Source organism: Coprococcus sp. RTP31081st1_H1_RTP31081_211007 (genome assembly GCF_040227275.1).
GTDB classification, from domain to species: Bacteria; Bacillota; Clostridia; order Lachnospirales; family Lachnospiraceae; genus Coprococcus; species Coprococcus aceti.
On sequence record NZ_JBEHVP010000002.1, the window covers coordinates 508,569 to 519,339 of the forward strand.

A 10,771-nucleotide genomic window follows, 5' to 3' on the forward strand; every position below is an offset into this window, starting at 1 on the left:
CAAGCCTCAATTTCATCATATCAAGTTACTTAGTGATTTTCTCTCCAATATTTCTGACAAATGTCACACATCCCCATGTCATTTACTCTAAGTGGGAAAAAATACTTCTTTATGTTTCTTGAAAATACAGTGTTATATTCTCCATTGCCATCTCTCGAAGTAATCTTTTCTGGCATATCAGGGTTATAACCCATTGTGCCACAGCAAATGCAGGTATTCATCCATTTTGTCATCTTAGGGTATTGTTTCAGGTAGTTTAGGGCTTCGGTTTTTCTGTCCATGGAGTCTCCTTATCTTCTTTATCCTTTTTAGGCAATGCTAAATACTGCATTGGCTATATTACAGCCTCATTTTCTTTATGCTCATTTACAGAAAGATTCTCCATCAAATTTTCACCAATTTTGTAGGTGGGTAACTTATCGATTGCCATTTGAACCTGAAATTCATTTAGTTCGATCTCAACATCATGAATGTTTCCGCTTTTTGGCAGTCTGACATGAATAACTGCAAAATGCTGAAACTCCTCCGTATTATAAATTCCATCCTCATACTTCTTAAGGCGTACTATTTTTCTTGATATTCCTTCCACCAGCCGATAATCTACTGCATATATTTTTTCTCTGTGAATCCATGTAAATGTGTAGTTCCAAATGCTAATGCATTTGTTTTATAGAAAAGCATCTGACTTTTTAAATATGACGCTTCAAGCTCCTCATAATCAATATCGCCCTTCAGCCACTTCCGTACCGGCATTCCTATATACAGTGAAAACTCTAGCCAAAATAGGAATCCGAACAGACAAAATCCTATGATAGCCATATAATAACGCCCTAAAGGAATAAGACACAATGTACAAAACATCAGGAACAATAGCAATATCATATTAACAAGATATTCCCGTCTTTGAAATCTTTTTAATAAATCCAGTTTCATGCTTTGATATTTAGGTTTCTCAAATGTGTGCTCATTGAGATAGGCTACATATTTCTCATGCCACTCAGGGCTTTCAAAATAACTGCCATTCATATATTGTGCTTTCATCTCACGAGCTTTCGTATCTGCTTTACTTTCCTTGCAATACGCATAGAGCAAATATGCAATGAGCATCGGACAAGCAATGCATGCCGCACATTTTCCAGCCATATCTCCTATGACAAAAAACAGAAATAGTCCCAGAAGAACTGTAAAAACAATATACACAACCAATGATTTCTTTGTCATAGCGAATGGAAATTTGTCATTTTTTCTCATATAATTCTATTTTCTCCAACTACGAACTCATTTCACAACAATGGATACAACTATTCGCGTACACATTATCCGTCAGAACCACCTAAATACCGCATAAACTCAAGGTTTCTTGCTTAGCAAGCAGACGGTCTTCACATGAAAAGACAGCACTCTATGAATTACCGATTTGTGTCTGGAAGTTACTCATCCGAACCCATCCACATCATCACTGGTTTCATGCTACTTCTTCGCATTCTCTTCCAATTCCAACATGTACTTATCAAAATCAGACATGAACAGCCTATCCTGAATAACACGATATTTTTCAAATTCAGTTTCAGCTTTTGCCTTGGCAATCTCAGCAGTGATTTTGCCTGCATCCTGAAGAACATCTCTGTCGTCGGCCATCAAGAATAAATCCAAACGCTTTGCCCAATCCTCCATCGTCATTGGAATATGACGTTCCGCCCGATCCTCTGCCAAATCCAGATAAGCAGATACAATACGCTCTAATGAACGCATTTCCTTCTCTGAAAGATAATTCTTCGCAACACTCACATCACTTTTTACAATCTTGCCTTCCGGCGCTGCTGCCCAAGTAGTTAATCCCATGTGTGGCTTATCTGCATCAGCCCGCTCATAAATCAACTCTGCTGCTGTATGTCCGTGAACTGCATAATGCATCTTGTTTTGAACCTTTGCAAAGAACTGCTTTGTTGTTTTTGCTGTTCGGTCATAATCAAGAGCTGTAGCATAGATGTCCGTTATTTTCTGATAAAATCTCCGCTCAGAGAGACGGATCTCACGAATCTGCTCAAGCAGGCGGTCAAAGTATTCTACTGTAAGCACAGAGCCACCATTTTTCAGACGTTCGTCATCCATGACCCAGCCTTTAATAGTGTAGTCTTTCACGATACCATTGGCCCACTTGCGGAACTGCACCGCTCGCTCATTATTAACCTTGAATCCGACCGCAATAATCATTTGAAGATTATAATGCTTTGTATCACGAGTCACCTGACGGGGACCTTCCGTTTGAACTATCCGGAAATTCCGGATAGTTGAATCTTCCTCAAGCTCTGAGTCGGAATAAATCTTCTTAATATGCTCATTGATTGTACGAACATCCACATCATACAATGTGGCCATCATCTTCTGTGTCAGCCATATATTCTCATCCTCATAGCGCATCTCAATACTGTCCTGCTGACCACCGATAGAGGCAACATAGGTTAAATATTCTGCTGCACTGGAACGGATGGTTATTTCATCCTTTTTCTTTTTCAAATAAGAGGTCTCCTTTTGCAAATACTTATTTATTTCTCCAATATTTCTGACAAATGGCGCACATCCCCATGTCATTTACTCTCAGTGGAGAAAAATACTTCTTTATGTTTCTTGAAAATACAGTGTTATATTCCCCATTGCCATCTCTCGAATTAATCTTGTCTGGCATATCCGGGTTATAACCCATTGAGCCACAGCAAATGCATATATTCATCCATTTCGCCATCTTGGGGTATTGTTTCAGGTAGTTTAGGACTTCTGTTTTTCTGTCCACTTGGTCTCATTAGTAATCTTTCTTCTTATTCTCATCAACTATAATCCAACGTCCGCTTTCCTTCTATTGCTCCATGCCTCGTGGTTGTTGCAATTTTTGCAACAACCACTTTTTCATCTAATTTACCTGTTTCAAATATTTTTTCAAATGTCTGCTTATTCCGGACTTATCCACCCCAAATATCTCAGACATCTCAATCATCATCTCAGGAGGAAGGTTTGGATTATCGAGAAGTTTACTGCAATCAGCTTGCACTTGTTTTACAAAAGCATAAAACTGTTTTCTACTATCTGCAGCCTGATCCATTTCTTTGTTTGCTACACCGTAATACTCCTTAATACTTGCATCATCACTACTTACAATTGTATCAAGCATCTCCTTGTATTCAGTTAATGAAGATTTCATTAATCCAACAAATTCAGGAAACTATGCAAGCACTTCTTTAGCCACTTCAGGACGAAGTTCGCCTATCTTTGATGCAAAACTAATCACATCACCTTTTGATATATTCTTAAAATCAGTTCTCTGCATCATATCAAGAACATCCTTTTCCATTGGTGTATATTCCATGTTTCTACCTCCTAGTGTGCTGTCTGTATTCCCTTATTTGTATCCAATTCAAAACCAACCTGCCAAAATCCCATATCAATCATCTTCATCTGTGGATACGGCATACCTTCAATTTTCATTTTCTCTCTAACTGGTTCAAATCGAGCAGAATTTTTTTCGTAAAAATCGACAAGCTGCATAATGGATTTCAAGTTGTAATTACCGATTGCAACCTTCTGATTTTTAATGCCTGCTATAAAATATCTATCGTATGCAGGAACGCAACCAAGAGTTCCCATAAGTATTTTAGTGATTAGTGTAAAGGACAATTGATTTTTTAATTTTTGCTCTTTTACTTCTCGTCTGATTTTATCGTAATACTGCCCTAAAAACGAATTTATATCTAGAAGTAATTGTTGATTGCTTTTTTCTCTAAAGCTAACGCACTCAATTCCAGCCAGCACATCATACTTCTCACTTAACAGTTCTTTCACTACCGGAATATGTACTTTATAATCCTTTTGCAATAAAAAGGATGAACCACGATACATTCCCCAACTAGCCAAATAAAAGGCCAATTGCAAACTCAAATAATCATAATCAATCTCTTGGCTCCCTCGTGCTTTTATGAAATGTGAATAGCAGTGTTCCCAAGAACGATATCGACCATTCTCATCACCCTTCAAATCATTATAAAATTCTGTTGATGATTTAATAATCAAATCCACAGTATCCATGCTACTCACCGCCTATTCGTTACTTGTTTTTATCTGTTCTCCATCCGGGAAGATAAATGATTGCTCAAAGGTAACCTCCATCACATCAGCTATCTGTTTCAACTCCTCAAGAGTAACTGTATCTCGTTTCAGTTTCTTACCAAAGTTCTGTGGAGTCTGACCTATCCGTCTGGCAAGTTCTGAAACGCTTATATTCTTTTTATTACATAATTCTTTAATCATATCGGATGTCTTCATCGTTATCCTCCATGTCTAAAACGCACCTCAACTTGTTACATTATAAACCATTTGGTTGACAAATTCAATTCTGCCACAGTCCCACTCTGTAAATTTTCTATGAATGACAAAAACACCCTGCATTGCTGCAAGGTGCTGATGATTATAAACTATTCTTCAATTTAATAATTTTTTCTTCAATTTCACGGATCACTTTAATAAAATCCACATCATCTTTTCCTGTAGGGTCATCTAGTCCCCAGTTATCATCAAAAGGTCTGCCGATAAAAGGACATCCAACATTACATCCCATTGAAATTGCGATGTCTACATCTGGGATATCTGTAATTAACTTGCTGTATTGACCATTTGTTTCCATATCAATTCCATAGAGTTTTTTCATTATACGAACAGCATCCTGATTGATTTGTGGCTTTGTTTCTGTCCCGGCAGAATAGCTTTCAAACACATCAGATGCTAGACGTTTTCCAAGTGCCTCGGCAATCTGACTTCTACAGGAATTGTGAACACAGATAAGCAGCCTTGGAATCCAACCATCTCACCACGTTCCATTTTCATCTTCAATCCTTTTCTAACATAAGCAGAAGTATTTTCAACTTCCTGCTGTGCTACAGAACTTAGAATCGTCAATAAAAATTCTCCATCCTTCAGACTATGTATTTTTTCCACCTCAAAGTATACATCTATATTTCTCTCTTTTAGCATTCTGACATACTTTAATGTAAGGAGGCATACTACCAAAAGCACGATCAGGAACTCAACGCTTTCCAAGATGCGAAATTCGCACTAGAAAGCCGAAATGTTGACCTATCCTCTGTCACAGCAAGTAATATTAAATTACTACAAAAGCGGCTGGAGCAAGCCGAACAGGAGCAGCTGAGTCTCCGTGAACAGATTCTAAATATCTCCGTCATTTTCTTTTGAAATGATGGAGATATTTTTATTATGACGGAGATTGTAGAACAGAAAATTGTATCAGGTTGCAAAAATCTTTTCTGAGATCAAGTAAAGAAAAAGAGCATATGGAATTGATTGAATCCATACACTCTATGATTAATAATCTACATATTTAATTTACAGCATCAAAATATCCAATGATTCCTATATCTCCGTCTTTCTTCATAGGAGACCACAATGTATGCAGTTTCAGACTATACATCTGGCTATCATTTTCCACCTTCGCTTTTATCTGCACAGAGTATTGATATCCAAAAGTGTTAAATTTTGAATCATCTACAATGAGTATTTTTTGTTTCTTGTCCTTCTTATTTCTCTTTAGTGATTATTGATCAATAAATTGGGCTTCCTCCCTCCCAAGTTTTATATTTCTTATGGTTTTCTTCAGCAACTTCATATCAACTGGTTTTGAAATATGAGCATTCATTCCAGCAGCGAGAGAGTGCTGCATATCCTCTGAAAATGCATTGGCAGTCATGGCAATAATCGGGATCGTCTTTGCCTGTTCATGTGAACTTCTACGGATTGCCTCCGTTGCCTCATAACCATTCATAACAGGCATTTGTACATCCATCAAGATCATATCGTACTCACCGGGCACGGACTGTTCAAATGCTTCCAAAACTCTTTTGCCATTTTCACAAATAGTACACTCTGCACCTTCAAGCTTTAATAATTCCATTAGGATTTCTGCATTCAACTCATTATCCTCTGCACAAAGGATGCGCATTCCATCCAGAATATCACTATCTGTCTCATGCATATAATAAAAAGGTTACTATCTTTCCATGCCAGTCTGCACCATGTACTTTTCCTGTCTTTCGTATCACAAGACATCCACTGACTACCATATACAACTCCTTACCTGCCATTATCACGATTAAAAGAAGCACATGCGGAAAACGAGTAAACAGAAAGCAATAAGATTTCACCAGCTAACAGAGGATTTTTCTTTACACAATAACTCCATATAATTACCGGAATCAGACAAAGCCGAAAAAAGAAAGAAGATAAGGAACCGTAATAATTCTATTCAAATTTTCTTCCTGATTCACTTCACTCTGCATGTACGGTCACCTCACTTTCCTTTTTTTTAGACATAAACCAATAAAATATAACACAAAATGCTAAAGCAAACACAACACCAAAAACATTTTGAATCACTCTAAGACTAACCGCTCCTTGTAGTCCATAAGTCTCTGTAGCAATGGCTAAAGCACCAAATGTGTTAAATACTGCCTGCCAGCCATATTTTGCTGAAAATCCTACACCGATTCCACCAAGAATTCCTATATATGCATAGATTGACGAAGGAAGCAGAAAATATAATACTGTAAAACATATAACACCTGCAATATTTCCGACAATCCTTTTACGGACTCTGTAGTGCATATCTTCCATAAACGGCAAAATCACGGACATGGCCGCAATACCAGCCCACATTGCACGTGGCATATTACAAAGTTCTGCAATGCAAAGGACAATCGGTACGCATAAAATCTGACATATCTGCCATTTTGTTCTGGAAGAAGTGATATCAAATTCTTGTATCAGATCTTTCAGATTTCTTTTATAAGTTCTGTTTTTATGATTTCGATAAAATACGAAGCAGGTAAGTGCTGCACCTAAAGCCATTCCGACTAATCGCATCTGATAGCTTTTTCCCGTAACATCATAACCATATAGCAGCAGATACCCAAGACCCAATGTAGATTGATTAAACATGAATGGATTATGGCATCCGAACAGAATCAACACAGCCAGTGCCGCAATATTTAACAGCATTCCCAATACCGGTGAAAACTGATTTGCTAAATGCGGACATACAGTCATAATTACAAAGAACAAAGCCAAAAGCATCGTAGATTGTCCGGTGCGGATCCCCAGATCCGCATTTCTAAACACCATGAGACATAATAAGACTACTACACCTACAATGCTGTTCTCATTTCCAAATAGGATGCTGAAAATACTAACAAAGAAAAAACAAAATGCCATTGTAACAGCTATCTTCACCAGATATACCCACATATGATATAATTTTTCTTTTAGTGTTTCACTCTTTTTCAACAGGTTTTTAGAACCTGCCTGATTTAACTGCAACTCCTGATAAAATGTCATATAAATTCTCCCATCTTCTAATTTATCTTAAAACTATATAATCTCATCTTTCTGCTTTGGCAGCTCTATAACAAATCTGCATCCACCATATTCACGGTTTTCTGCTTTGATTGTTCCTCCGGCACTATCTACAATCCGTTTTACAAGTGCAAGACCTAGGCCATTTCCTTCTGCTTTATGAGATCCATCTACCTGATAGAACTTGTCAAATATTCTGGATTTTACATCATCCTCTATTCCTGGTCCTTCATCTTCCAGAATGAACTTAACAGAATCCTGTTCTTGTTTCAGAAACATCGTAATTGTCCCCTTTGAAGGGCTGAACTTAATCGCATTATCCAAAAGATTTATCCAGATATGCATAAAAAGTTCTTCATTCCCAGTATATTTAACTTCCTCCAATTCTACCTGAAAACCAATTTCTTTTTCTGTCCATTTTGTTTCCAATGAAAGAAATGCCTGGCGAATCTGTTCATCCAGACGATATTCTGTTTTTTTCATTGGTATATTCTGATTCTCTAACTTGGATAACAGCAAAATATTACCAACCAATCCGGAAAGTCTTTGGGTGTTAAATAAGATTTTTTCTACATATTCCTCTTGATCCGGAGACAGTTCTTCTCCCTGAAGCAGCATTGTATATCCTTCAATGGCATTAATCGGGGTCTTAAACTCATGAGAAACATTAGATACAAAATCCATCTGCAGCACCTCTGTTGCACGAAGTTCTTTTGTCATAACGTTAAAACTTTGATAAGATTCTCCAACTTCTGCTATACGGCTGTTAGTTTCCAAATGCTGTTCAAAATCTCCCTGAGAAACTTCCTTCATTGCTTTACTAAGTCTGGTAATTGGTTCCAGCAACTTTGCATTAATAAAGGAAGTAATCAGCCCTGCAATCAATGTATTGAAAATCAAAAGCCAACCAAGCACAGGTATGCTGCCTGGCAGATAAAAAAAATGATTCAAAAAAGCAAATAATAATGCAGATATGACTGTTGAAAATACAAGTGCCAGCCAGATTGCACCAGTCAGACAGGATCGGATCCGCAATCCTTTTTCTTTCTTTTGTTCCATTATTTTTTCACCACCTTGTATCCAATTCCACGCATTGTTACGATTTCAAAATCAGGGTTATCTTTAAAACGCTCTCTGATTCTTCCTATATGTACCTCTATCGTATGTGGGTCTGCCTCCGTCTCGTATCCCCATACTTCATCCATCAACTGTTGTTTTGTAAATGTTCTGCCTGGCGAAGCTGCAAGCTTATATAAAAGCAGGAATTCTTTTTTAGGCAAAACAAGACTTTCCTTATCAGTTGTAACCGTCATTGCATCATAATCAAACTCTGTTGAACCGATCACAATTTTGTGTTCATTCAGTATCTGTGCACGGCGAAGCAGTGCTCCGACTCTTAAAACCATTTCATTCACATTTACCGGTTTTACCATATAATCGTCACTTCCTGAAAGAAATCCCTGGCGCATATCATCAAAGGAACCTTTCGCAGTGATCATAAGTACCGGTATCTGATATCCTGCTGAACGGAGTTCCGACACCAGTTCATAACCATCCATAACCGGCATCATAATATCGGAAATGATCAGATCAATATACTCTTTATCCAATACTTCTAATGCCTGTGCTCCATCCGATGCACTTTTGACCTGATATCCATTCTTCTCAAGCACTTTTTGGAATAGCTGGCTTAATTCTTTATCATCTTCTACAATTAATATTTGAAACACGATCTTCTTCCTCCTTTATCAGAACAGATATCTTGCCCATCCAAGCAGATGCTGTACCAAAAGTACGTTTCTCTGACGCTTCTTTGTCAATTCAATTGGCTCTACATGATACGGATCACGATAGGTTCCATCTTCCAATACCTGTCGGGACACTCTTTCATATTCCATCATGCCCTCTTCCAACTGTTTATTAATATCTTTACTGCGTATTACAAGCATCAGTTCCGTATCCAGATATGCACTCCTCATGTCCATATTAAAGGAACCGATTACAGACAGATCATCGTCAATCAGAATACTTTTTCCGTGGTATGAATAACCGCCTTCATATTCCCAGATATTAATTCCTGTACTTAAGATTCTATTTCTGTTTTTCGCATAATCGGCAGACCCAAATGGATTCCTATTATTCGCAACTGAATTTGTCATAATAGAAAAATCTGAAACGTTCTCTGCAATCTCCTCCAATGTATTATACATCATATCATTACAGATAATATATGGCGTGTGGATCTTCACACGATTTTTTGCATTTTTCATCAATTCTCCCAACTGATACCACACTACTGGTTCTTTGGAACCTGTGTGAATAGGATTTGACACTAATGTAATCTTTTCTGTCTCAAAAGTTTCGTCCGTATAATCGGTCTCGCAGATTCTTTCCTTATTCTCCTCAAAATATTTCTGATAGCTGTTCTGCAGCTCTAAAACTGCGTTCTTTACAGATTTTCTATTTGCCAGTTTTTTATTGTTATGAAAATAACCACTGTCTTCCTGATTCCATATGGTTTCAAAATACTCTGACAACTGGTTAACTGAATTTTCTTTCTCAGGTTCATCGCAAACCACTAACACGTCTCTGTCATAGTTCTTATGTCCCGGAAAATCACCCAGGAAATAATTGTGTGTATTTCTTCCCCCAAGAATATATCTCTTTCCATCTGCAATCAAATATTTATCATGCATTCTACCCATCATTTTCCACGGTTTCAATGGATTGGCCTTATTATACAGTTTAATTTCAACATTCTCATGGGAAGATAGTCCATAGAAATACGGATTTCCTTCCATATCAATCCAGCTCTCCATTCCATCTACTAACAGACGAATATGTACACCTCTGTCTGCCGCATCATGCAGTGCTCCTAAAATCAATTTTCCACTTTCATCGGATTGAAATGCAAAAGTAGAAAAAATAATTTCCTTTTTTGCATTCTTGATCAAACGCACTCTTTGTAAAAGCGCTTCTGGATTCTTTTCTATGATTACTGCCCGTTCTGTATTTTCACTGCATTCGTTCCATGACCCATTTTTTGTTTCTTTTTTGGTTGTATTGGACACTTCCGGCTGCTTTTTATATGCAACGCAGATTCCGAGCAATTCATAAAAAGCCACACATAAAAAAATTGCCAGTATAACAAGAAGGATTTTACATATTTTATGCTTTATCATTGTACATCACCTGATTCCTTTTTATTTCATACTTATACAATACAAAGTCAATCTCAATTTAACCTCAACAAAATTTATTTTTCATGCAGTAATCAGATCTATGCTGACAGTCACAATCGCCTTTCCTGTCTGGAACGACTCCTGCGTCAATTCATCGACCATTGTTCTGTCCTCCCGAT

Annotated in this window: 13 protein-coding genes and 3 pseudogenes; all 16 read right to left on the reverse strand. The window is 37.4% G+C overall.

Annotated features, from left to right (window positions below):
• Positions 1-29: 29 nt before the first annotated feature.
• The gene (locus ABUA31_RS06425) at positions 30-281 is read right to left on the reverse strand and encodes a hypothetical protein (protein ID WP_015534670.1); all 252 of its coding nucleotides are present in this window, start codon (positions 279-281) and stop codon (positions 30-32) included.
• A gap of 53 nt (positions 282-334) precedes the next feature.
• Positions 335-589, reverse strand: a complete 255-nt coding sequence (locus ABUA31_RS06430; RefSeq protein ID WP_055224466.1) for a hypothetical protein — start codon at positions 587-589, stop codon at positions 335-337.
• A gap of 11 nt (positions 590-600) precedes the next feature.
• Positions 601-1,251, reverse strand: coding sequence for a hypothetical protein (locus ABUA31_RS06435; RefSeq protein ID WP_349093198.1), 651 nt, complete (start codon positions 1,249-1,251; stop codon positions 601-603).
• A gap of 219 nt (positions 1,252-1,470) precedes the next feature.
• Complete coding sequence (locus tag ABUA31_RS06440) at positions 1,471-2,517, reverse strand: virulence RhuM family protein (RefSeq protein ID WP_055272258.1); 1,047 nt, start codon at positions 2,515-2,517, stop codon at positions 1,471-1,473.
• Positions 2,518-2,908: 391 nt separating this feature from the next.
• Positions 2,909-3,166, reverse strand: a complete 258-nt coding sequence (locus ABUA31_RS06445; RefSeq protein WP_208896171.1) for a hypothetical protein — start codon at positions 3,164-3,166, stop codon at positions 2,909-2,911.
• 51 nt (positions 3,167-3,217) lie between these two features.
• The gene (locus ABUA31_RS06450; protein WP_015534666.1) at positions 3,218-3,361 is read right to left on the reverse strand and encodes a hypothetical protein; all 144 of its coding nucleotides are present in this window, start codon (positions 3,359-3,361) and stop codon (positions 3,218-3,220) included.
• Positions 3,362-3,372: 11 nt separating this feature from the next.
• Positions 3,373-4,077 carry a hypothetical protein gene (locus ABUA31_RS06455; RefSeq protein WP_015534665.1) on the reverse strand — a complete coding sequence of 235 codons (705 nt, stop codon included), beginning with the start codon at positions 4,075-4,077 and terminating at the stop codon, positions 3,373-3,375.
• Positions 4,078-4,089: 12 nt separating this feature from the next.
• Entirely contained in the window at positions 4,090-4,314 is a 225-nt protein-coding gene (locus ABUA31_RS06460) for a helix-turn-helix domain-containing protein (protein ID WP_055272256.1), read from the reverse strand.
• 142 nt (positions 4,315-4,456) lie between these two features.
• A complete protein-coding gene (locus ABUA31_RS06465) occupies positions 4,457-4,843 on the reverse strand; it encodes an arsenate reductase/protein-tyrosine-phosphatase family protein (RefSeq protein WP_055272254.1) in 387 nt (128 codons plus the stop codon).
• Positions 4,828-5,037 (reverse strand): annotated as a pseudogene (locus tag ABUA31_RS06470) (recombinase family protein); the annotation flags it as partial. The gene ABUA31_RS06465 and the pseudogene ABUA31_RS06470, both read right to left, overlap by 16 nt.
• A 559-nt stretch (positions 5,038-5,596) precedes the next feature.
• Positions 5,597-6,028: pseudogene (locus ABUA31_RS06475) on the reverse strand (response regulator); the annotation flags it as partial.
• A 4-nt stretch (positions 6,029-6,032) separates the two neighbouring features.
• Positions 6,033-6,338, reverse strand: a pseudogene (locus tag ABUA31_RS06480) (CDP-alcohol phosphatidyltransferase family protein); the annotation flags it as partial.
• Positions 6,328-7,392 (reverse strand): FUSC family protein, encoded by a 1,065-nt coding sequence (locus ABUA31_RS06485; protein WP_349818970.1) that lies wholly within the window; start codon positions 7,390-7,392, stop codon positions 6,328-6,330. The gene ABUA31_RS06485 and the pseudogene ABUA31_RS06480, both read right to left, overlap by 11 nt.
• A gap of 33 nt (positions 7,393-7,425) precedes the next feature.
• The gene (locus tag ABUA31_RS06490) at positions 7,426-8,469 is read right to left on the reverse strand and encodes a HAMP domain-containing sensor histidine kinase (protein WP_349818971.1); all 1,044 of its coding nucleotides are present in this window, start codon (positions 8,467-8,469) and stop codon (positions 7,426-7,428) included.
• Positions 8,469-9,140: a response regulator transcription factor gene (locus ABUA31_RS06495; RefSeq protein WP_003698938.1), complete on the reverse strand. Its 672-nt coding sequence runs from the start codon at positions 9,138-9,140 to the stop codon at positions 8,469-8,471. Before ABUA31_RS06495 ends, ABUA31_RS06490 begins: the two co-directional genes overlap by 1 nt.
• Before the next feature lie 18 nt (positions 9,141-9,158).
• Positions 9,159-10,592, reverse strand: a complete 1,434-nt coding sequence (locus ABUA31_RS06500) for a phospholipase D family protein (RefSeq protein WP_117875514.1) — start codon at positions 10,590-10,592, stop codon at positions 9,159-9,161.
• Positions 10,593-10,771 lie beyond the last annotated feature (179 nt).

Excerpts from the sequence above, each read along its gene's own strand:
- ABUA31_RS06490 (WP_349818971.1), bottom strand. The coding sequence starts at position 8,469 with ATGGAACAAAAGAAAGAAAAAGGATTGCGGATCCGATCCTGTCTGACT.
- ABUA31_RS06450 (WP_015534666.1), bottom strand. The coding sequence starts at position 3,361 with ATGGAATATACACCAATGGAAAAGGATGTTCTTGATATGATGCAGAGA.
- ABUA31_RS06455 (WP_015534665.1), bottom strand. The coding sequence starts at position 4,077 with ATGGATACTGTGGATTTGATTATTAAATCATCAACAGAATTTTATAAT.
- ABUA31_RS06435 (WP_349093198.1), bottom strand. The coding sequence starts at position 1,251 with ATGAGAAAAAATGACAAATTTCCATTCGCTATGACAAAGAAATCATTG.
- ABUA31_RS06425 (WP_015534670.1), bottom strand. The coding sequence starts at position 281 with ATGGACAGAAAAACCGAAGCCCTAAACTACCTGAAACAATACCCTAAG.
- ABUA31_RS06500 (WP_117875514.1), bottom strand. The coding sequence starts at position 10,592 with ATGATAAAGCATAAAATATGTAAAATCCTTCTTGTTATACTGGCAATT.
- ABUA31_RS06445 (WP_208896171.1), bottom strand. The coding sequence starts at position 3,166 with ATGCTTGATACAATTGTAAGTAGTGATGATGCAAGTATTAAGGAGTAT.
- ABUA31_RS06460 (WP_055272256.1), bottom strand. The coding sequence starts at position 4,314 with ATGAAGACATCCGATATGATTAAAGAATTATGTAATAAAAAGAATATA.
- ABUA31_RS06485 (WP_349818970.1), bottom strand. The coding sequence starts at position 7,392 with ATGACATTTTATCAGGAGTTGCAGTTAAATCAGGCAGGTTCTAAAAAC.